Annotated in this window: 23 protein-coding genes; 4 read left to right on the top strand and 19 right to left on the bottom strand. The window is 35.3% G+C overall.

Annotated features, from left to right (window positions below; all coding sequences use genetic code 11):
- Positions 1–32: 32 nt before the first annotated feature.
- The 14 genes from MTT30_RS06530 to MTT30_RS06465 form a co-directional block, all read right to left on the bottom strand.
- Complete coding sequence (locus MTT30_RS06530) at positions 33–1,481, bottom strand: Ppx/GppA phosphatase family protein (RefSeq protein ID WP_429801406.1); 1,449 nt, start codon at positions 1,479–1,481, stop codon at positions 33–35.
- 2 nt (positions 1,482–1,483) lie between these two features.
- The gene (locus tag MTT30_RS06525) at positions 1,484–2,701 is read right to left on the bottom strand and encodes a sensor histidine kinase (RefSeq protein ID WP_429801405.1); all 1,218 of its coding nucleotides are present in this window, start codon (positions 2,699–2,701) and stop codon (positions 1,484–1,486) included.
- Between the two features lie 38 nt (positions 2,702–2,739).
- Positions 2,740–3,411, bottom strand: a complete 672-nt coding sequence (gene hsrA, locus MTT30_RS06520) for a homeostatic response regulator transcription factor HsrA (protein ID WP_021091657.1) — start codon at positions 3,409–3,411, stop codon at positions 2,740–2,742.
- Positions 3,412–3,487: 76 nt separating this feature from the next.
- Positions 3,488–3,814, bottom strand: coding sequence for a dihydroneopterin aldolase (locus MTT30_RS06515; protein ID WP_021091633.1), 327 nt, complete (start codon positions 3,812–3,814; stop codon positions 3,488–3,490).
- Entirely contained in the window at positions 3,811–4,422 is a 612-nt protein-coding gene (gene plsY / locus MTT30_RS06510; RefSeq protein ID WP_429801404.1) for a glycerol-3-phosphate 1-O-acyltransferase PlsY, read from the bottom strand. Before plsY ends, MTT30_RS06515 begins: the two co-directional genes overlap by 4 nt.
- A gap of 58 nt (positions 4,423–4,480) precedes the next feature.
- A complete protein-coding gene (locus tag MTT30_RS06505) occupies positions 4,481–6,769 on the bottom strand; it encodes a helicase HerA domain-containing protein (RefSeq protein WP_429801403.1) in 2,289 nt (762 codons plus the stop codon).
- An 8-nt stretch (positions 6,770–6,777) separates the two neighbouring features.
- Positions 6,778–7,860: a PilZ domain-containing protein gene (locus MTT30_RS06500; protein WP_429801402.1), complete on the bottom strand. Its 1,083-nt coding sequence runs from the start codon at positions 7,858–7,860 to the stop codon at positions 6,778–6,780.
- Positions 7,861–7,983: 123 nt separating this feature from the next.
- Positions 7,984–8,583 carry a peroxiredoxin gene (locus MTT30_RS06495; RefSeq protein ID WP_021091673.1) on the bottom strand — a complete coding sequence of 200 codons (600 nt, stop codon included), beginning with the start codon at positions 8,581–8,583 and terminating at the stop codon, positions 7,984–7,986.
- 239 nt (positions 8,584–8,822) lie between these two features.
- Positions 8,823–9,827, bottom strand: a complete 1,005-nt coding sequence (locus tag MTT30_RS06490) for a beta-ketoacyl-ACP synthase III (protein WP_429801401.1) — start codon at positions 9,825–9,827, stop codon at positions 8,823–8,825.
- 3 nt (positions 9,828–9,830) lie between these two features.
- Positions 9,831–10,820: a phosphate acyltransferase PlsX gene (gene plsX / locus MTT30_RS06485; protein ID WP_429801400.1), complete on the bottom strand. Its 990-nt coding sequence runs from the start codon at positions 10,818–10,820 to the stop codon at positions 9,831–9,833.
- A gap of 3 nt (positions 10,821–10,823) precedes the next feature.
- Positions 10,824–10,970, bottom strand: a complete 147-nt coding sequence (gene rpmF / locus MTT30_RS06480) for a 50S ribosomal protein L32 (protein WP_002942540.1) — start codon at positions 10,968–10,970, stop codon at positions 10,824–10,826.
- Positions 10,971–10,982: 12 nt separating this feature from the next.
- Positions 10,983–11,342: a hypothetical protein gene (locus tag MTT30_RS06475; RefSeq protein ID WP_429801399.1), complete on the bottom strand. Its 360-nt coding sequence runs from the start codon at positions 11,340–11,342 to the stop codon at positions 10,983–10,985.
- Positions 11,343–11,358: 16 nt separating this feature from the next.
- Positions 11,359–11,772 carry a nucleoside-diphosphate kinase gene (gene ndk / locus MTT30_RS06470; protein ID WP_087584078.1) on the bottom strand — a complete coding sequence of 138 codons (414 nt, stop codon included), beginning with the start codon at positions 11,770–11,772 and terminating at the stop codon, positions 11,359–11,361.
- Between the two features lie 109 nt (positions 11,773–11,881).
- On the bottom strand, positions 11,882–12,166 hold the full coding sequence (locus MTT30_RS06465) for an NADH-quinone oxidoreductase subunit I (RefSeq protein WP_021091598.1): 285 nt from the start codon (positions 12,164–12,166) through the stop codon (positions 11,882–11,884).
- A 174-nt stretch (positions 12,167–12,340) separates the two neighbouring features.
- Between MTT30_RS06465 and uvrA the strand changes: the two genes are divergently transcribed.
- On the top strand, positions 12,341–15,169 hold the full coding sequence (gene uvrA / locus MTT30_RS06460) for an excinuclease ABC subunit UvrA (RefSeq protein WP_429801398.1): 2,829 nt from the start codon (positions 12,341–12,343) through the stop codon (positions 15,167–15,169).
- Positions 15,170–15,227: 58 nt separating this feature from the next.
- On the opposite strand, the gene MTT30_RS06455 is transcribed toward uvrA, so the two are convergent.
- Complete coding sequence (locus MTT30_RS06455) at positions 15,228–16,400, bottom strand: O-antigen ligase family protein (RefSeq protein ID WP_429801397.1); 1,173 nt, start codon at positions 16,398–16,400, stop codon at positions 15,228–15,230.
- An 86-nt stretch (positions 16,401–16,486) separates the two neighbouring features.
- On the opposite strand from MTT30_RS06455, the gene MTT30_RS06450 reads away from it, so the two are divergent.
- The 3 genes from MTT30_RS06450 to MTT30_RS06440 are packed head-to-tail and all read left to right on the top strand — an operon-like array spanning position 16,487 to position 19,323.
- Positions 16,487–17,515 (top strand): glycosyltransferase family 2 protein, encoded by a 1,029-nt coding sequence (locus MTT30_RS06450; protein WP_429801396.1) that lies wholly within the window; start codon positions 16,487–16,489, stop codon positions 17,513–17,515.
- A gap of 3 nt (positions 17,516–17,518) precedes the next feature.
- Positions 17,519–18,568: a glycosyltransferase family 4 protein gene (locus MTT30_RS06445; RefSeq protein WP_429801395.1), complete on the top strand. Its 1,050-nt coding sequence runs from the start codon at positions 17,519–17,521 to the stop codon at positions 18,566–18,568.
- Entirely contained in the window at positions 18,565–19,323 is a 759-nt protein-coding gene (locus MTT30_RS06440) for a polysaccharide deacetylase family protein (protein ID WP_429801394.1), read from the top strand. Before MTT30_RS06445 ends, MTT30_RS06440 begins: the two co-directional genes overlap by 4 nt.
- An 8-nt stretch (positions 19,324–19,331) precedes the next feature.
- On the opposite strand, the gene MTT30_RS06435 is transcribed toward MTT30_RS06440, so the two are convergent.
- The 4 genes from MTT30_RS06435 to MTT30_RS06420 are packed head-to-tail and all read right to left on the bottom strand — an operon-like array spanning position 19,332 to position 22,483.
- A complete protein-coding gene (locus tag MTT30_RS06435; RefSeq protein WP_429801393.1) occupies positions 19,332–20,117 on the bottom strand; it encodes a glycosyltransferase family 25 protein in 786 nt (261 codons plus the stop codon).
- Complete coding sequence (locus tag MTT30_RS06430) at positions 20,110–20,616, bottom strand: hypothetical protein (RefSeq protein WP_054197091.1); 507 nt, start codon at positions 20,614–20,616, stop codon at positions 20,110–20,112. The genes MTT30_RS06435 and MTT30_RS06430 overlap by 8 nt, the downstream gene beginning before the upstream one ends.
- A complete protein-coding gene (locus MTT30_RS06425) occupies positions 20,616–21,413 on the bottom strand; it encodes a polysaccharide deacetylase family protein (RefSeq protein WP_054197090.1) in 798 nt (265 codons plus the stop codon). Before MTT30_RS06425 ends, MTT30_RS06430 begins: the two co-directional genes overlap by 1 nt.
- Positions 21,410–22,483: a glycosyltransferase family 4 protein gene (locus tag MTT30_RS06420; RefSeq protein ID WP_103583737.1), complete on the bottom strand. Its 1,074-nt coding sequence runs from the start codon at positions 22,481–22,483 to the stop codon at positions 21,410–21,412. The genes MTT30_RS06425 and MTT30_RS06420 overlap by 4 nt, the downstream gene beginning before the upstream one ends.
- Between the last annotated feature and the right edge of the window lie 2 nt (positions 22,484–22,485).

The raw sequence follows: 22,485 nt of genomic DNA, 5'->3' as shown, positions 1-22,485 counted from the left end.
AAATTTTTATGCGTTAAAGCTAGTTTCAAAATTTATACAAACGAAATAGCAAAAATTTCAGGTTTTGTGATCTTTTTTATCTCTTCTTTTGCCATAGCAAATTCTTTTGCGCCTTCTATTTTTAGCGTGTGTCCACTAAATTCGAAGTTTAAATTTAGCCTTTCACAGGTTAGATCAAGTGCCTTTGCAAGTGAGAGTATAAAACTCAGCCATCTTATACACTCGGCTTTTGGAAGTAAATTTTTATACCGTTCAAATTCATATATATTTTTCTTTCCGTTTGTGCCAATTACTACTGCAATCAATGCTTTTTGTTCATGCGAAAAGCCATAATTTAAGGCATTTAAGACTATATAGGCTGAGTTTTTATGATCACCATAAAAGCCAATCTCTTGACCGACATTGTGAAGTTTTGCAGCAACTAAAAGCACTTCAAGATAGTTATCGCTTAGACCATGAAGCTTTTTTAATACCATAAATATATCTTTTGCATATCTCGTGACCGATTTATTGCATGATAATATAAAACGATCTTGCAAACTTTTGATACTTGGATTAAAATTTTGCGGAAATTTAAGGCTAGGGCGTAAAAAATCTTTTAAGAACACTCCCTCTCTTACGCCAACTCCACTTGTTATAATATTTTTGGCATTTAGAGCTTTGGCGAGGGCCAAAAAGATATGTGCACCCTCTCTAATGGTGTCGTATCTATCTTTTTTTATAGGAAATTTATTTAGCTCAAGCACGTTAACATTTGCAATGCTCTCGATGTAGGCTTGCTCGTCGCCAAGCTTGTAGCAAAAGCCATGCAGTGATGAGAGCGGATATAAATTTTTGCTCATTATGGCAGATGATATCGCTCTAAGAGAGCCTCCAATAGCGATTATATTTTGGCATTTAAATCGCTCATCTATCTGTTTTGTAACTTGCTCTAGAAATTTTGGCAATTTATTTAAGTTTTTTTTATCAAAAAAAAGCTCTTTTAACCTAACTGTGCCAATATCAAGTGAGAGCGTATCTATTATTTTGCCTTTGCTTATTCTGGCAAGCTCAGTTGATCCGCCACCGATATCAATAGTGACGCATTCAGCGATGTTATGGAGTAAATTCTTGGCCGCGATAGCACCAAAAGTAGCCTCTTCTTTGCCGTCTATGACTTTTAAATTTATGCCAAGTTTTTTTCTTAAAAGAGAGATCAAAACATTTGCGTTTGGAGCGTCCCTAAGCGCTGAAGTACCAACACATAAGACTTTATTGCATTTGTAGCTTTTTATGATATTTGAAAATTCGCTAAAGGCCTTTAGTGCTTTTCCCATTGAGCTTTCGGATATTTCATTGTTTGAGCCATATCCACCTTCGCCTAGACGCACTTTTGTTTTATATTCAGCTAGTATAAAAAACGCTAAGCGTGACGTTCTTTCAAATATCGCCATTCGCATAGAATTTGAGCCAAGGTCGATTACTGCGGTTCTCTTTGCCATTTTTATCCTTTTATATTTAAAACTAGGCTTGCGACTGCACCGCTTCTATCGTTTCTATTTTTAATATCTACTTCGCCACCAAGAGCCTGCGCTGCACCTTTAGCTAGAAACAACCCAAGCCCAGCACCACCTTTGTTGCCGTATCTTTTAAACGGAGCAAACAAATCTTTGCTCTCATCGATGCCTATTCCTTCATCTATTACTTCGATGATAAATTTATTTTTTATAAGCTTAGAGCTAATCGTAATGGTGCTATTTTTTGGTGAAAATTTAATGGCATTTTGAACAAAATTTTGCACAATGTGAGTTAGCAAGCTAGTTTGTATTTTTAGATTTAAAATTTCTGGTTTTAGGTCTAGTTTTATATTTTTTCCATCATTTTTTGCAAGTATCTCATAGTTTTTTGCAAGTTTTTTTAAAAATCCTATAACATCGGTATTTACTGGCTCTTCAAACTGAGCTCCCTCTTGGCGGCCGATCTCAAGCACAGAACTTATCATCGCGTTCATGCCGTTTATAGCTTCATTGTTTGATTTTAGAGCTTCGATATATTTTTCACTCTCGCGTGGTTTTAAAAGCGTAACTTCATTTTTTGTTTTCATTACAGCCAGCGGTGTTTTTAACTCATGTGCCACGCCTACAAAAAGTTCTTTTTGATATAAGACAAATGTTTGGATTCGAGAGATTAGCCTATTTATGCTCTGCCCAAGTGGTAAAAACTCATCTGGTAGACTTTTTATATCTATCTCATGAAGAAATTTTTCGTCTAAATTTGTAAGCTTGTGACTTAAAATTTTTATAGGTATTAAAAGCATTCTTGATAAAAATAGTGCATAAAAAAGCACCAAAAGTATCGCTGACACATTTACGATTATAATATCTATAAAAATTTCTTCTACTATATGAGCTTGAAGTGTAGTATCTTTTTCTAGGCTTAAATAACTGCTTTCATCAAGTTTTGTTATTAAAATAGTTTTACTTTGATCCTTTGATTTTTGTGTTACGATATATGTTTCTTTATCTTGTGGCTCGTCTGTTTTTATCGTTGCTAGGGTTTTGTTTGGGTTTTCTATCGTAAATGTTTTTGAATTTAAAGGATTGAAATTCTGAGGATTTTTTTTATAAGCTTCTGCTTGATAGTTTAGCTCATTAACTACACTTTGAAAAACGGTAACCCTTATATAGTGATAAAGCATTACCGAAATAACTACAATTAGCATCATAGCACCAGATGCTAATTGTAGTATAAATCTATTCCTTAGGCTTTTTTGGGAAAACAAAATCTATATCCGCGTCTTCTAACAGTTTCAATTGTTGAAATATTTAGCGGTTTATCCATTTTTTGGCGGATTTGGTTGATAGCGACTTCAATGACGTTTGGAGTTACAAGCTCTGGCTCTTCCCAGATAGCATCAAGCAGTTGCTCTTTAGATACGATCTGATCTGAGTGTCTTGCAAGATGAGTTAGGACTTCAAAAGGTTTGCCCTTAAGCTCAATATCACGACCCAAATATGTGATTTTCTCCTCATCTGGATTGATGATAAGCTCGTCAATTTTTATAATATTTGTGCCGCCAAAGCGTAGTCTAGCTTCAAGTCTAGCTACTAAGATGTCAAAATCAAATGGTTTTTTGATATAGTCATCAGCACCAGCTCTAAGTGCTTTTATTTCGCTTTCTTTGTCATCTTTTGCAGAAAGAACTACAACTGAAGTGCGTGGAGATTTATGTTTGATGATGTTTATAAGATCTATGCCATCACCATCTTGAAGCATCCAATCTGTCAAAACTAGATCGTAATTTCTGATGCCTATATAGTACTCAGCATCTTTAAAATTTTCAGAGCTATCAGTTTGATAGCCAAACTCTTGCAAGCCCTCAGCAATCGTCTTATTTAGCGTCACTTCATCTTCAACTATTAAAATACGCATTTTGCTTCCTTAAACTAAAATTTATGGGCGATTGTATCATAAATTAAGCAATATTTCAAGATAGTTTAATAAATTTTTAAAAAATAGTGTTTATTTTTGCTCCAACAACTGCATTTGGTAAAATTTCAGTTTTTAAAATTTCCATTTTAAGGCTAGTTAGTGAGCTAAATTTCTCTTTTAACGCTTTGCTAGTTTCTTCAAGCGACTCTTCAACGCTTTGGAACTGTCTTTCATTATAAAAATTTTTAACAAAGTCAATAATTAAAACATAATCAATAAAACTAGTTGAACAAATTTCTAGATTCATTTGCACCTCTTGCTTAGCGACTCGCTCAAAATCAAGCATTCCGATGATCGTTTCAAATTTATAATCTTTAATGATCGTCGTCATCTCGCTTTTCATACGACTTTTTTCTCCTTACCGGATATTAAACGAACGATATTTGGTATATGTTTATAAACCACCAAAAATGCGATGATTAGTATCGGAGCGTGTGTATAAATTTCATCTAAATCCGGGTGGATTATAAAGCTTGATGCAATCAGAGCTATCAACGCACAAAGTGAAGCAAGAGAGCTAATTTTTAAAAATTTTCCGACCACAAACCAAACAGCTAGAGCAATAATGATCTCAACTGGTAAGAAAAATGCGATCACTCCAGCTCCAGTTGCGACTCCTTTGCCGCCTTGAAAGCCCAAAAATATAGAAAAACAATGTCCAGCCACGCTTAAAACCGCCATAGTCCAAAGTACACTTTGGCTAGCTCCTAAATATGAAGCGACAATAAGTGGCAAAACTCCTTTTAAAACATCACAAACTATCGTTAAAATGGCTAGTTTTTTGGCTAATTTTGGATCTTTTTGTTTTAAAACTCTTAAAACATTTGTCGCACCGATGCTCTTACTACCTTCGTTTTTTATATCGACATGCCCAAAAATTTTTGCAAGAATGAGGCCAGATGGAATGCTTCCAAGTAAATAACTAATGGCATAAAGTATTAAATTTTGCATATTTTACCTTTTAAATTTAACAGAAATGATAGTAAAAAAATACTAATTATTTTATAAATCATCTCCATAAAAGCACGACTTTCTCGTCATAGATATCGCTTTTCTTTGGTGAAATTTGTATTTCATTTATAGCGATATTTTTTATATCATTTGCTTTTTTTAGCTCGTCGCTTTCTTTTTCAAATTTTTCTTCAAGTTCGCTAATGGCTAAATTTATGTCATTTACGCTTTGCTCGCTAAGCTTGACGTCACTTCGCTCTTTCAAGACTCTATTTGCGCTTCTTGCACTCGATGCGATTTTACCCGCATTTTGACGAGATAAAAGCTTGTTGCCAAATATCGCTCCCAGTATGCTAGCGCCTATATTTATGGCAGCATCAAGCCCACTTGTGGTCATCTCTTTTTGCTCTTTATCAAGCTTTGCTAGAGCCTTGTTTAGCTTGTCTTGTAAGCTTTTTCGCTCTTTTTCAAATTTTGCTGTGAGTTTTGCGGTTTGTTCTTCTAAAATTTCATTGCACTTATCTTGAAGCCTGATATAAAACTGCTCCTTTATTTCATTATTTTTTGAATAAATTCCTAATGCTTCAAAGGTATTAAATTTAAAATTTCTATACAGATACTCTTTAAAATCTTTTTGGATATTGTCAAAATTTTTAGCTTTTAAAATAAAATTTGGCACAGCTGCAAAGCTTGCGTCACTTGGTTCATTTTTGCTTACATCAACATGCAAGCCTTCGCTAGCCTCATCCCAGTTTGGCTCATTGTCATTTTCGTTTAGTTCATAAAGATAGCTTACTTCATAAACGCTATCGATACCTTTTTTGGTGTCATAAATTCTTATCTTTGCGCTTGCAAATAAATTTGGCGTTAGGCTTTTTGAGTTAGCATAAAGTTGCGTAATTTCATTTGAGATTATGGGCTTTATGCTAAATTTCATCTCGCTTTTATCGATCCTTGTATCAGATAAATTTTCTTTTTGCTTTTTCATCAAATTTGAAATTTGTTCGCGGCTAAGTGGGCCTTTTAGATAGCTAAGTGCCCAGCGCGTGGAGATGACGTTTAGGCCGTCCTCATTTATATTTTTGAGTAAGAAATTTCTTTTGGCTAAATTTGATATGAGATTTTCAAGCGAGGCTTTATCTAAGCTTGAGCCAGAGATACCACTTAGTCCGTCGATCACACGGGCTTTGTCCTGGGCTGTTTGGAGGCGGCCGATGAACCAAGTGCCGATGTTGCTAAGGCCTTTGTAGTCAAGATCTACTGGGTTTTGCGTGCTTAAGACGCAGCCAAGACCAAATGCACGGGCTTGCTTTAAAAGTGTGAGCATAGGCGTTTTTGATGGTGGGTTTGCGTTTGGTGGGAAAAATCCAAAAATTTCGTCCATATATAGGATCGCTCTAAGTGAGCTTGTGCCCTTGGTGCCGCGCATCCACGCGATGATCTCGTTTAGCAAAAGGGTGACAAAAAACATCCTCTCAGCATCATTTAGGTGTGAGATTGTAAAGATATTGCACTTTGCTCTGCCGTTTTCATCAAATAGCATCTTTGAAATTTCTAGTCTAACGCCTTGAGTCCAGCCTTTAAAGCTTGGGCTTGCGATGAGAGCGTTTATCTTCATGGCAAGCTTTAGGCGCTCACTGCTTGGATAGAAGGGATCGACGTCAAAAACGCCTATCTTTTTAAAAGGCGGATTTGCGATAAAATTTATTAGCTCTTCGATGCTGACGTCTTTTTGCTCTTTAAATTTAGTCTCAAATATGGTTGAGATGAGAAGCTGTTCTTTTGAGTTCATGTTCTCAGAATTTATACCAATAAGAGGTAATACCGAGGCTGCAAGCGAATTTATATAGTTGCTAAAAATTTCTTCGTCATTGATATTTGGACAGGCAAAATCACTAAGTAGCGCCACGCCTATACCAGCTGAGCTTTTTGGTGTGTAGATGTTAAAGCTAGCGCTTTCTTTTAAAATTTTTACTCGCTCAATATCTTGAAAGCTTGACTCTATGCCGTTTCTCCATAGTTCGGCTTGAGCAGCGGCAAATTCCTCTACGCTTTGACCTTTATTAGCTGCTTCTACTTCATCTATGTATGGTAAAAAATCCTCCGGCCTCATCTGTGGAAAGGTTAGGGCTAAATTTGTGATGTCGCCCTTTGGATCGATGATGATAGAAGGGATATTGTCTATACATGCCTCTTCTAAAAGCGTGATACCAAGGCCTGTTTTACCGCTACCTGTCATACCTATGATAGCTGCGTGGGTGGTTAGATCCTTATTTTTATAAAAAAATGGCTCTTTGTCTTTTAGTCCGATATAAAAAAGTTTTAAATTTTCTTGTATTGTTTTCACTAGCTGCCTTATTCGTATAAATTTATACGTGAGCGAAGCTCGTCAAGTGTCTCTTTTATGCGCTTTTGCGTAAAATCTTTTATCGTTTCATCATCATCGATAAGCTTCATGCAGTATCTGATGTAGCCTTTATATGCCAGCTCTGTAACAAGTCTTAGCTTTAAAGTCACGTTTTTTACTTTATCTGGTGCGATCAAGATTTCAAAGGTCGCTTCTAGTTCTTCTCCATCTTGAAAATTTGTAGTTTGAGGGCTTAATACGCTTATGCCGCCTTCAGAAACATCATAAAGGCTACCTTCGATCTTGTCTTGCTTGCCTTTGATAATAGCTTTGGTAAAACGATTTGGCAAGATACGTTGGAATTTTCTTTTATATGCGTACATCGTCGTATTTCGTAAGAAGTTTGAAAGAGTGACGCCTTTATTAACTATATTGTAATTAACAATATCAGCACATAGTGGCTTTGAGAAAAAGCTATTTGGCAAAATAAAACCTTTGCCGTCTTGTTTCATAGCTAAAATTTGCATCATATCCACGCGAAAAACGACACTATCTTCTTTAACTTCTAAAATTTCAGCCTCATATTTTATATTTAATCCATCATATAAATTTAAAAGCTCTGGCCTTACCTTGGCTTTTTTCATGCGAGTGAATGTATTGATCGGATCTTCATAAAAAAATGTTCCGGTTTCGATCATGTCTTTTACATTTGTTTCTTGCTGGTCTTTAACGTCACATAAAATTTCTTTGATTCTTGAAACAGCATTTACGAAATAACCTACGAAAGTGCTATTGTCGCAAGAGTGACTAAAATTTAAAGTCAAATTTAAAAGTAGGAAATTTATTAATTCATCTCTTGCGTTTGATTTTGGTATTAGATTATTTAAATCATCTTGTAGCTGCGTAGCATTTGGCTTTTGAATAAGCAGTGTATCAAAGATGTTTTCAAGACAAATTTTTACCTGATCGTGCGGTACGATAAATGTTAGCTGTCTACAAAATTTGATACCGTCATCAATAAATTTATCTCTTAATTTAAGTATGCTGTCTTCGCAGTTTATTACAAGCTCTTGCCTGCCTTTAAAATCCATGTAGTCTCCGGAATGTTATTGATTAAAGCCAAGGCTATGATATAAAAAGTTATATTAAAAAAGTATTTAAATTTATTTGGAGGAGAAATTTCTAGGTAAAAGATACCTAGAAATTTCTGTTGATTATAGTTTGCCTTCGTTATGTGAAAGGTAGTCAGCAACACCTTCAGTGCTTGGTTTCATGCCAGCATCACCTTTATTCCAGCCAGCTGGGCAAACTTCGCCGTGCTCATTTGTAAATAGCATAGTATCAACCATTCTTATCATCTCATCGATATTCCTGCCAAGTGGAAGATCGTTGATAACTGCATGGCGAACAGTGCCATCTTTGTCTAGTAAGAATGAGCCACGAAGTGCTACACCAGCATCTTCTAGAAGTACGTCAAATCCGCGAGCGATTGATTTTGTCATATCAGCTACGATAGGGAAGCGAACTTTGCCAATACCGCCTTTATTTACTGGAGTCTCTTTCCATGCAAAATGTGAAAATTGGTTATCGCATGAAACTGCGATAACTTCGATACCACGTGACTTGAACTCGTCATATCTTTTGTCAAATGCGATAATTTCGCTTGGGCAAACAAAAGTAAAATCCATTGGATAGAAAAATACAACTGCGCCTTTCTCGCCAATATTTTTATAAAGATTAAAATCATTTACAATTTGATTGTTTCCTAAAACCGCTGCAGCTGTAAAATCAGGTGCTTTTTTTGTTACTAACATTTGTTCTCCTTAATAATAAATTTTATTGATTGCGAAATTATATCTATTCAAAATTAAATTTAGTTTAAACATATTTTAGAAATTTTTATTTAGTAAATTTAGTGTTATTGGAAAAAATAAAAAATGGATTTTGTTAAAAGTTGTAAAAATTTGAATTTTTAAAAATTTATTGATAAGAGTATTTGAAAGAAGTCAGTAAAAGCGTTGCTAAAAATTTAGAAAATGGATTATTGTGATTGTCATAAATCACTAAAATTTTTTCCGCCAAATTTTAGTATCGCTGATCCCCATGTAAAGCCGCCACCAAATGCGTCAAGAAGCAAAACTGAACCATTTTTGATACGGCCGTCTTCATAGGCATCATTTATAGCCATCGGAATTGAAGCGGAGCTTGTATTGCCATATTTAGCAACAGTCAAGACACATTGCTCATCTTTAAAATTTAATCTATTTTTTACTGCGTCTATTATTCTTATATTTGCTTGATGAGGTATAAAAAAATCAATATCTTCGCTTTGCATTTTATTTGCATGTAGAATTTCAATTACGCTTTTGCTAAGTGTTTGAACTGCTATTTTAAAAACTTCGTTTCCACTCATATGGATAAAATTTAGCCTATTTTTTAGTGTTTCCTCGCTAGCTGGAAATACACTCCCGCATCCTGGAGTTATTAAAAGTTCAGCTTGCTTGCCGTCACTTGCTGTATGAATATCAATGATCTCATTTTCATTGCCACTACTAATTACAGCCGCACCTGCCCCATCACCAAATAGTATACAAGTGCTTCTATCTGTATAGTCAACAATAGAGCTTAATTTTTCGGCTCCGATAATTAATACGCTTTTTTTGGCACCGCTAACAATGAGAGAATTTGCAAGCTCTAAAAGATAAATAAAACCGGTACAAGCCGCACTTATATCAAATGCTGTAACTCCATAATTTAAACCCAAATTTGCAGCTATTTTGCAAGCGGTAGATGGCATACAAAGATGATCTGGAGATATTGTAGCACAGATGATTGCATCGATTTGAGATTTATCAAGTCCTGAGCGTTTTATGGCTAATTCACCAGCTTTTGTACCAAGGTCACTTGTTGTTTCGTTAGTTGCAATATGCCTTTGCTCGATACCTGTTCGCTTTACTATCCATTCATCACTTGTTTCAACCATTTTCTCAAAGTCAAAATTTGTTAGAATTTTTTCTGGAATGTAAGAAGCAATAGAAATCAGTGAAGCTTTTGGCATATTTTACCTTGCAAAGTGCGAAAGTTCTTCTTCGATAACTTTATTTATGTTTGAATTAGCAAATTTTACTGCTTGAAAAATTGCATTTTTTATAGCTTTTGAATTGCTTTTGCCGTGACTTATGATAACACAACCATTTACACCAAGAAGCGGTGCACCGCCATATTCGTCATAGCTAACCTGCTTTTTAAGTGTCTTAAAAACTTTTCTCATGAGTACAGAGCCAGCTATAGCAAGAGGTGATTTTTTAATTTGTTTTTTGATGATTTTGCCTATTGCATCTGCAACGCCTTCACTAGTTTTTAAAAGAATATTTCCTATAAAACCATCACAAACCATTACATCAATACTACCATCAAAAATTTGATTACCTTCTGCATTACCAACAAAGCTATCAAGTCTAGAAACTAATTTAAATGCTTCTTTGCTAACTTCATTGCCTTTGCTCTCTTCTTCGCCATTTGACAAGAGACCAACTTTTGGCTCTTTTCTACCTAAAATTTCTTTTGCATAGGCTTCACCCATTATGGCAAATTGAAACAAATGCTCGCTTCTACAATCAACATTTGCACCAACATCTAAAACCAAAGTCGCAGATTCTTTTGAATTTGGCATAAGTGTTGCAATTGCTGGACGAGAAATATTTTTTAGTCTACCAATTCTTAGGGTAGCTAAACTCATAGTTGCACCACTATGACCGGCAGAAACTACAGCATCAACTTCCTTATTTTTTAAGAGTTCAATTGCTTTGTAGATCGTACTATCTTTTCTTTTAAGCGCATCAGTTGCGCCATCTGCCATTGAGATAACTTCGCTAGCTTCTAAAAATTCGATATTTTTTAAATAAGACTGTGGAATGAGTGGTTTGATGACATTGCTATCGCCGACTAATACAGCTTTAAATTCTGTCTCTTTTAGTGCATCAATAACACCAGATATTATAGGATCTGCACCAAAATCACCACCCATAGCATCGATAGCAATGCGAATCATATTTTAATATTCACCTGTAGTTTTGTTTATGCGGTGAGGCATTTTCCAAGAACCATCTTTGTCTTTTACAGGCACTGGAAGTGTAACTTTATAATGTGTTCTACGTTTTGCTGCACGAGAATGACTCACTCTTCGCTTTGGTACTGCCATTTTTACTCTCCTTTATAAATTTTTACATTTTTCACAATAGAAATAATCACTCTTAAAAGCTTCTAACTCACTCTCAAAGACTTCTTTTAAATCAATATTGCCATCAAAAAATTCCATCGTATCGCTAAGCTCATTTTCGCTATCTTTATAGATACCATCGCTTAAATTTAGCTCTACATCTTGATCAATAGGCAGCATAAATACTTCACCACATCGATCGCAAACATAATTTATATTCCCTTTTATTTTACCTTGGCATTTTACCAAAAAAGGGTCTTTTCTTTTTAAAATTACAATAAAAACTAAATTATCATTTCCTACTAGCTCAAAGCTTATATCTTTGTTTGCTATTTTAGAAAAAGATATAATCAATTTTCTTGACCTAAAGTTAGCAAATTTCTCTTGAAGCAAAGAAGAAATTTATCTCATTCACAGCATTTTCTAGGCTGTCACTTCCGTGAACTGCATTTGCATCAATACTATCGGCAAAATCAGCTCTTATAGTGCCAGGAGCTGCTTCTTTTGGGTTAGTTGCACCCATTAGCTCGCGGTTTTTAGCAACTGCATTTTCGCCCTCTAAAACCATAACTACAACTGGTCCGCTTACCATAAATTCAACTAGATCGTTGAAGAAAGGTCTATCTTTGTGAACAGCGTAAAATGCTTTTGCATCGCATTTGCTAAGTTTGATTTTCTTTGCAGCTGCGATCCTTAGGCCGTTACTTTCAAATCTATCTATAATTTTTCCAACAACATTTTTCTTAACAGCATCAGGCTTAATAATAGAAAGTGTTCTTTGCATAAATTTTTCCTTAAATCTAGGTTATTTAAATTGAAGTTGGCAATTATATCAAATAAAGCTTAAAAATAAAATAGGCTCAAATCGAGCCTAAAAATTTATAAATATAAATTTATTGAATAACTGGAATAGAGCCATTGCGCGCATCAGCACCGATCTGATCGCGCGAAGGTTGTCCTGCTACAACAGCGTCCCATACGATACAACCGTCAGTTGGACAGGCGGATGCACAGGCTGGCTCATCATTATAGCCTACGCACTCAACGCATTTATTTGAATAAACATAGTATGTATCTGCTCCAGTTGGGTTGTCGCTATCATCAACGATAGCTGAAACTGGGCATTCATCAATACATGAACCACAGCTTATGCATATATCAGTTATTTTTACAGACATTTTTTCTCCTTAGGTTAAAATTTGGCGTAGAATATCAAAAAAAGCTGAAAATGATATAAATAAGCCCTTAAATTTAACTACGATCTTAAATTTTAGAAAAACTACTTTATAAATCTTTTATCACTTTTAGACTAAATTTACAGATTAAAATTTTAAAAAGGTCGTATAAATTTAATGAATGATACTATAAAAATAACTGGCGCGCGCGAGCACAATCTTAAAAATTTAAACCTTGAAATTCCAAAAAACAAACTAGTAGTTTTTACTGGTCTTAGTGGCAGCGGCAAGAGCACGCTAGCCTTTGATACGCTCTATGCTGAGGGGCAGCGCAGGTATATGGAGAGCCTTAGTAGCTACGCTAGGCAGTTTTTAGACCGTGTGGGCAAGCCTGATGTTGATAAGATCGAGGGTTTAACGCCTGCAATTGCGATCGATCAAAAGACAACTTCAAAAAACCCTCGCTCAACGGTTGGCACGATCACTGAAATTTATGATTATCTAAGGCTTTTATATGCAAGGGTTGGCGTGCAGCACTGCCATAAATGCGGCAAACCTATCTCAAAAATGAGTGCGAGCGATATCATAAATGAAATTTCAAAACTCCCACTTGGCGCAAAAGTAATCATTTATGCACCGCTAGTTCGTGAGAAAAAGGGCACATGGGCGGACTTGATCGAAAATTTACGCCAAAAAGGCTTTGTGAGAGCGCAGATAGATGGCGTGGTAGTGAGGCTTGACGAGGAGATCGAGCTTGCAAAAACAAAAAAACACACGATAAAGGTTATCGTTGATAGGATCGCTATTGATGAGCAAAATCACGAGCGCCTTGCAAGCGACGTAGAAAAGGCACTAAATGAGAGCTTTGGAGAGGTTGAGATAGAGATCGCAAATGCTGATGAGCTGGGCTTAAAAGAGAGTTTTATACATTACAGCGAGCACATGGCTTGTTTTGATTGTAAAATTTCATTTACTCCACTTGAGCCGCTAAGCTTTAGCTTTAACTCGCCAAAGGGTGCCTGCGAGCACTGCGATGGACTTGGCATAAGATATAGCCTAGATATGAGTAAGATCATCGACGAAGAGAAGTCGATAGAAAACGGCGCGATCAAGTTGCTTTACGGCTATAACATGAGCTATTACTATAAATTTTTACTTGCTTTTTGTGAACAAAATGAGATCGATATCAAAAAGCCATACTATGAGCTTAGTGAAGATGAAAAGAGGCTCGTTTTATACGGCAACGTCAAGGAGGTTTCGTTTTTTTGGAAGCGGAACAAGCTACTTAGAAAATTTGACGGAGTAGTTAAAATTTCACACGGACTTTTGAAGGACTATAAGGACTTTGACGAGTATATGAGTGAGAAAATTTGTGACGCTTGTAACGGTCACAGACTAAAGCCCCAAAGCTTAGCGGTCAAGGTCGCTGGCCTTGGGCTTGGTGAAATTTTGGATATGAGCATAGAAAACTGCACTGCTTTTTTCTCAAACGAGAAAAATTTTACCTATCTTAGCGACTACGACAAGGCGATCGCAAAGCCTATCTTAAAAGAGATCAACGAGAGGCTTTTCTTTTTGTATGACGTGGGGCTTGGCTACTTGTCGCTTGGACGTGATGCTAGGACGATCAGCGGTGGCGAGGCACAGCGCATCAGGATCGCCAGCCAGATAGGAAGTGGGCTAAGTGGCGTCATGTACGTGCTTGATGAGCCAAGTATCGGCCTACACGAGCGTGATACGCTAAAACTCATAAAGACGCTTAGAAATTTGCAAGCTAAAGGCAACTCTGTAATCGTCGTCGAGCATGATAAAAAGACAATAGAAGAGGCTGATTTTATCGTAGATATTGGTCCTGGAGCTGGTAAATTTGGTGGTAACGTTGTTTTCGCTGGTAGCTCAAAAGAGCTTTTAAACTCAGATACTCAGACTGCTTTATATATAAATGGTAAGAAAAAGATCAACTATCAAAAAAATAGAAAAGCTGAGAAGTGGCTTGAAATTTCAAATGTAAATATCAATAACATTTCAAATTTAACCGCTAAATTTCCGCTTAGAAACCTTGTGGGTATCACTGGCGTTTCAGGATCTGGTAAGAGTTCGCTGGTACTTCAGACCTTGCTTCCAGAGGCGCAGGAGCAGCTAAATAGAGCCAAAAAGGTAAAAAAGATAGCTGGGGTAAATTTAAGCGGACTTGAGAATCTAGACAAGGTCATATACCTCGATCAAAGCCCGATAGGCCGTACTCCACGCTCAAATCCAGCGACATATACTGGCGTGATGGATGAGATAAGAAATTTATTTGCGCAGACTAAAGAGGCCAAGCTTAGAGGCTATAAAATAGGGCGCTTTAGCTTCAATGTCAAAGGTGGGCGCTGTGAGAAGTGCCAAGGTGAGGGCGAGATCACGATCGAGATGCACTTTTTGCCTGATATAAACGTGGTTTGTGATGTTTGCAATGGCGCTAGATATAACGCTCAAACATTAGAAATTTTATACAAAGGCAAAAATATCGCCGAAGTGCTAAATATGAGTATAGATGAGGCAGTTGAGTTCTTTAAGGCAGTACCAAAGATCGCTTCAAAGCTTACGACACTGCAAGACGTGGGGCTTGGCTACATCACGCTTGGACAAAATGCAGTCACGCTTAGTGGTGGCGAGGCGCAACGTGTGAAGCTAGCAAAAGAGCTTAGTAGAAGCGACACTGGAAATACGCTTTACATCCTTGATGAGCCAACGACAGGACTTCATTTTGCCGATGTTGATAGACTAGTAAAGGTGCTAAATCACCTAGTTGATCTTGGAAATTCAGTCTTTGTGATCGAGCATAATATGGATGTTATCAAAAACTGCGACTATATCGTAGATATGGGGCCAGAAGGCGGCGCAAAAGGCGGTAAAGTGATAGCGTGCGGCAACGTAAAAGAAGTAGCTAAAAACTATAAAAAAACTGGTAGCTACACTGGAGAATTTCTTGCACAAGAGCTTGAGGAGATGAAGAAAAAATAAAAAATTTGCTTCAACCGTTTCTTTATACAATTTAAAACGGTTGAGGCGTGTTGTAGCGTTAGCTAATTTTTAAGGTCGATTTTTCATCTATCACACTTAAAGCTAGGGCCCAAAATAGTAGCATTAAAAGTGCATTTTCGTGGTGAAATGTTGTGTTTGCAAGTGAAATTATATTATTAGCCATAAGCATTAAAAGCGCAAGAAAAATTATGCTATTTTGTCTAAAATTTTTAATGAATTTTATAAAGAGTAATAGTTGAAATACCAAATATGCAAGCAAGGCAACGATGCCCTTTTCTGTTAAAAATGTTAAAAAGGTATTGTGTGCGTGACCAACATGAACTTCAACATTGCCTGGAAAATATTTTGTTATATCAATGATCTTAAACTCACCAGAACCTATCCCAAATAGAGGGTGTTCTAACCACGTATAAAACGCGCTAGCAAAGATCGGATATCTAGTCTCTGATCCAGTGACTCCCTTTGTTAGTTGACTATATAATCTTTCATCTTGAGTGATATTTGTTGATATATACATATAAGAAATAGCTATTACACTAAAGAAAATTATCAAGCCTAATAAAAATTTTATTTTTATCTGTTTATTTAAAATTTCAAAAATTAAGTAAGTAAAAATAATGATTGGCAAAAGATACATTGCAGCTCTAGAACCAGCTATCATTATACCAAGGACGCAAAATCCGGCAACACTTATGCCTATGTACTTTTCAAAAATTTCTTTGCTATTTATCGAAACTAATGCTACACAAAAAACTAGTAGCATAAAAATAGCGCTATGATTTACGTGTCCTATTGATTTAAGCTCAAAAAGTGCTAAAGGATCATTTGAAGTGAATTTTTCTATACAAGCTGGAATGAATGCAGTGATAAAACCAGCAAATAAGGCAAAAAATAAAAATTTAAAATTTATTTTTTCTACGCCGACACTTCTGGCCACAAAGAAAAATAGCATACACCTTAGCGGATCAAGCGCTCTTGATGCAGAAACTCCATTTACCAAGCAGCTTATAAAAGTAGCCAAAACAAAGATAAAGAGTGAGATATTTATGAGATCAAATTTAAATTGCTTTTTTTCTTTGACGCAAATATAAATTCCAGCCAAGACAAAAAGTGTAAGTGAAATTTGCTTTAAGCCCTCAGTTACTGGTAGTGTAAATAAGACAATAACTAAAAAGAGATTGTAGAGCTTAGACACAATATCGTTTTTCATGCAGATCCTTTAAATTTTAAGTGGACATTTTATCATTGCTGAACTAAAAATAATATACAATTAAACAAAAATTAAAAGGAAGTATCGTGCCTAATGTGAAAATAAGCTTTGTAGTGCCTGTTTTTAACAAAAAAGAGCACATTAAGGATTGTTTAAATTCGCTTATATCTCAAGACATGGATGATATTGAGATTATAGTTATTAATGATGGAAGTACTGACAATACGCTAGAGATATTAGAAGAATATAAAGATAAAATAATATTAAAAACAAAGAGCAATGCCGGTGTTAGTGCTGCTAGAAATGATGGTATATTACTAGCTAGTGGGAAATATACTATCTGCGTAGATGCTGATGACTATGTAGAAAAAGATTATGCTTCAAGTGTTTATGATATCGCAGAAAAATTTGATGCCGACATAGTGATAACAGATATGTGTAAGGTCTATGGTCATAAAAAGCTCCTTTTGAAGGATTTTGAGACAAAAGATGATGGCATAATCGATAAAAACGAGTATCTAAAAAGGCTTTTAGCCTCAAGGCACAACAAAGTCTTGCATAATGCGGCAAATAAGGCGATTAGGACTAAAATTTTAAAAGAAAATTTATTTCCAGTTGGGATCACGCAAGCTGAAGATTTTCACACTGTAGTGAGAAATATTATCACTTCAAAAACTCTTGTAAAGCTAAATAAGGCATTTTATTATTATAAGATCGGAGATAACAACACTGCTGGTTTTGAAAAGCTAAAAGCTGTGATGGATCATAAATTTGTTTATGACGATATAATCTCAATTTTAAAAAACAAAAATTTAGCACTTGAAATGGTGCCTGATCTTGAACTAAGAAAGATAAAAAGCGTCTATATGCCAGCTATTTCGGCGAGACCAAATCTAAAAAATAGTAGCTATGTAAAGGCACTTGATCTTTTTTATGAAGATATTGATAGCATTATAAACTCAGCTGGTTTTTCAAAACTTAGACTAAAACAGAGAATTTTGCTTAAAGTGCTAAAAAATGTAAAATCGTACGAAAATGTATCAAAAATTTTAAAAATCTTTAATACAATAAATGGCTTTTTGTCAAATAAAAAAATGAAAGAATTTAAAGAGTAGAAGATGATAAATATACTTGAGCTTGAAAGCTCTCTTGGATTTGGTGGGCAGGAGCACCGTACTCAGCGTGTGATAAATGGACTAGATAAGAGCAAGTTTAAGGTTTTTTATGGACTAAATCCTGGCTCAAAAAGCTTTGAGAAGCAAATAGAGTGTGAATTCGTTGAGTTTAATCTCAAAAAGTCTTTTAATATCTTTGAAATTTTAAAAATTTGCAAATTTGTAAAGCAAAATAACATAAAAATAATCTCAACTCACTCAGGAAAGGACGGTACTATTGGAGCGATTGTAGGTAAAATTTGCGGCGTTAGCGTGGTTCGCACTAGGCATTTACAGCTACCTATAACATCGCCCTTACCTTACAACCTAAGTACAAAAGTAGTCGGCGTGTGCGACTCAGTATGCGAGGATCTTATAAAAAGAGGCGTGAAAAAGGAAAAAGTCGTCAAAATTTATACAGGCATCGATACGCAAAAGTATACACCAGAATTTAAGATAAATATGAAAAAAGAATTTGGCCTAAGTGACGATGTAGTAGGCATTTGTATTGTGGCGGTGCTAAGAGCAGCTAAAAATCATAAGCTCTTAATCGATGCATTTAGCGAGTTAAATTTAGAAAAATCAGCCCTTTTTATCGTAGGTGATGGCCCGCAAAATAAAAATTTACACGAATATATAAAGGATAAAAAAAATATCTTTATGCTTGGCAATAGAACCGATGTGAGCGATTTTTTGGGCTCTCTTGATATTTGTGTGTTGCCTTCAGAGATGGAGGCTATCGGTGGAGCGTTGCTTGAAGCATCTTCGTGCAAGTTAGCCACTATCGGAAGCGATGTGGGCGGTCTTGGCGAGGCAGTGAGTGATGGAAAGAGTGGATTTTTATTTCAAAATGGCGATAAAGAGGGGCTAAAAAAAGTACTTGAAAGGCTTATTTTGGATGAAAATTTAAGAAAACAGATGGGTGAGTTTGGCAGAGAATACGTAAAAGAAATTTTTAGTATAGAAAAAATGATAGAAAACACTCAAAATTTATATATGGAACTTGCAAAATGAGCGTAACTGTTTTAATGTATCATCATGTGCTTAAAAAAAGTGGGTTTATTGCAAGTAGCGTAGATGAGTTTAGAGATCAGATGAAATTTTTGGCTCAAAATGGCTACAAATCGCTAAGTTCGGCTGAGTTTGTGGCATATAAAAAAGGTGAGCTTAGTGTGCCAAAAAAGAGTGTCTTTATCACATTTGATGATGGCTGGAAGGATAATTTTGTCTACGCATATCCTATTATCAAGGAATTTAATCTTAAAGCGACTATTTTTCTAGTTGCTGGCTGGATAGAGCAGGCGAGTAGAAAAAGTGGCGAGTTTATAGAGTTAGATCATAACGAATACAAAAATGCTGCACCAACTAGACCTGAAGATGTTTTTTTAAACTACGAGGAAATAGCAAAGATGAAAGAGTGCTTTGACTTTCACTCGCATACTTATACGCATTTTGATGATTATTTTGGTATTTGTGAAATGAAAGAAAATTTTACAAAATGCAAAGAATTTATGTATAAAAATTTTGGCTTTGATGATAAGCTTCTTTGCTGGCCAAGAGGTAAATTTAATGATGAGCTAAAAAATGTGGCAAAAAGCGTTGGCTATGAGGTATTTTTCACAACAAAGCGTGGGATAAATAAACCTGATGGTGTGCTTGATGATATAAGGCGAATAGCGGTAAAAAAAGATGCAAACTGGCTAAAAAAGACACTATTTATCTATCAAAATGACTTTTTAGGCTCACTATATTCAACACTAAAATCTTAAGAGAAATTTTACTTTGTAAAAATTCTCTCATTTTTAGCTATATGTTTTTCATAAAATCTTGAAATTTTGTATGAGAAATTTTTATTACATCTTTTAAAAAGAGAACTTATCCTATCTTTTTGCTTTCTTTGGATTTCCAAGCTAGAGCTATTTAGCTCCTCTGGATGAGAAAAGATGTTGCCAAAGTACATTTTTAGATCAGTGTTTTTTAGGATCGCTTCCCATTTATCGGCTCCGTAAAGGCCATCTTTGTAAAAATCAAGCAGAGCTTTTGCACTCTTTCTTGTTAGAATGTAAGCAGCCGTTCTATATATACTAGCGTATGAGTATGGTGAGATAAGATATAAATTTTCTTTTATTTTTTTGCCAAAAGCACGAAATCTACTATTTAATCCATCTTGCACACCGCATATAAAAATACTATCACTACTTATATCTTTGCATAGCAAAAAGGCCTCATTTATTAATTCGTCATTTCCAATAACATCATCCTCTAATATTAAAGTAAATTCTGCGTCGCCTTGTAAAAAATCCTCATAAGCTTTTATGTGTGACATTGTGCAGGCTAGCTCACCCGGAGTTGCTACTAATGGAGGTATTTTAAATTTATAATCTTCATCACAAGATTTTAACAAGCAATCTATCATTGCATTGTAATACTCATTGACACTAAAATTTTTAGCATCAACCGCATCTATTATTTTAAATTCATCATATCTTTTAAATTGTCTTTGTAAATTTTCTCTTCGCTCTTCATCTCTTTTTAATGATATTACATAGACGGGATTATTCATTTTTTGCTCCAACTTTTAAGTCAAATTCTAACTTGACTTTATATGTAAGGCCTGCTAGATCAAGCTCTTTTTTATTTATATGTTTTTGTGTTTTGATTAAATCGTCACTAGAATTTCTTTTATAAATTCCAGCGATTCGAGCTTCTTCATCAGCGTTTAAAATACAAAGAATGTCACATTTACTTATACGTAAAAGTGGATTTGCGCTTACGTATATTACGACTTTTACAAATGGCATGATAAATTTAAAAAATGGTTTTAACTCATCTTGATGATCGCTTTTGATTTTTATCTTTGGACGAGCTATAAATAAATTTAGGCTCATTACATCATCATCGATTACAGCGATTTGATAAGGTTTAAAGTTTTTAAATCCATTTTTTCTAATTTGTTTTGCAAGTGTACTTTTGCCACTACCGTGAAGCCCAGTAAGAGCGATTAAGGCTTGTTTTTTATCTTTTAAAATTTCTTTACAAGCCTCATTCAATGCCTCAAGCATTATTTATAGTCTCTATTTCTAAAATTTGAATATAAATTTCCTAGCACCGGCGTAGAATAGATAAAAAGCTTCTTTTTGACCCTAAAAATGTAGTCTTTTTCACTTTTTGCATTGTTTGAGATATCGATACGTCTTATCTTAAATTTATCATCTCCTGCGCAAAATCCACCATCTATCACACTAAAAGCAAAGTCATAATACTCTCTTACAACCTTTAGTGAAAGCTCGTTAAAGTGCCCTTTGGGAAAGCAAAAGCCAAATTCTTGTTTTTCGGGAAATAGCTCTTTTATCTTAGCTAGCGAGCTAGAAAATTCCTCTCTTAATTTTTCTTCATCATTGCATTTACAAGAAAAGTGGTTCGCTGTATGGCTATCAAACTCAAAAAGCCCGCTCTCTTGCATCTGTCTGATCTCGTCTAAATTTAAAAAATACTCTATATCTTTGTTGTAGTCGATATCTTTGTGTATCTTAAACGAAAAATCGTAATCCTGCCTTTTAAAATCTTTGATCTTATCTGTTATCAAAAAGCACACAGCTGGGATATTTAGCTCTTTTAGGATAGGAAATGCAAATTTATAATTATCAAAATATCCATCATCAAAAGTTAACAAAATGCTCTTTCTTGAGGCTTTTACTCGGCCACTAGCTATATCTTTAAACTGGCTGTAGTTTATAAATTTATAGCCCTCATCTAGCGCCATAAGAAGTGCTTTTCTAAATAGCTCTGGCTTAATGGCAAAGTCATTTTCATTATTATTGCAGTGATGCATCGTTAGCACGCAAACTGGGTAGTTCATTTTTGCTCCAGTAAATTTTTAATAGCCTCTTTTAGCGCCTTGTGGCTAAAGTTTTCATTCACAAATTTAAAGGCATTTTGTGAGTAAATTTTAGCTTTTTCAGGCTCATCTATCAGCCCTAAAATACACTCTTTTAGTGAAACCTCATCTAAATTTTTAGCACAAAGCCCACGCTCTTTGTCTTTAACTAGTACGTTCATCGGGGCGTTATCATAGACTACGACTGGCACTTTTGAGCTCATTGCTTCAAGCAATACAGTACCAAGCCCCTCAGAGTGCGAAGCAAATACGTAGATATCAAAACTTTTTATAACATTTGCCGCGTCATTTCTAAATCCAGTAAAGATGATCTTGTCTTTTTTGCTAAAAATAGAGGCAATCTCATTTTTTGTGCTTTCACTGATATTTCCTGCAAAAACTATTGTGGCGTTCTTCTCTTTTAAAATTTCTTTTGCGGCACTTGCAAAGTCAAAGACGCCTTTTTTGCGGTAAAGAGAGGTGAAAGTACCGATGACTAGCTCATCTTTTGCGACATGAAACTCATCTCTAAAAGTGCTTTTTGTGCTATCAATCTTTTCAACATCAACCGTGCTTGGCATAAAAACTAGCCTATCTTCGCTAACGCCGATGCTTAACAAGTACTCTTTGACGCTATCTGAGATGTATAAAATTTTATCAAATAGTCTTTTGTGCATTAGTTTTGAAACAAAGCCTTTTATAGGAAAAAGATTATGCCTTTCCTTGTAAAATTTAACGCCTTTGCTTCGGTAAAATAGTCCAGCAACGGCTCCAACCCAGCTATCAGTCGAGCCATGCGTGATTACGATATCTATCTTGTTTGAGCTTATCGCTTCGCAAAGTGCTGGTACGCTTTTATGAAAATTTTTCTTATTCATCTCTTGTGCTATAACACTAAAGCCTTCTTCTTTTGCAACGCTTTCTATCTGAGAATTTGGGTTACAAAAAAGTATGACATTGTGACCCATCTCGCGCATAAAACGCATCTCATTTAGCGTCTTATTTTGCTCGCCACCCCAGTTAAAAAGTGTCTGCGTGTGAAGAATATTCATCT

Source organism: Campylobacter concisus, assembly GCF_050447445.1.
Taxonomy (GTDB): Bacteria; Campylobacterota; Campylobacteria; order Campylobacterales; family Campylobacteraceae; genus Campylobacter_A; species Campylobacter_A concisus_BI.
The sequence above is the reverse complement of the archived record's forward strand: the minus strand, read 5'-3'. Positions and strand labels throughout refer to the sequence as shown.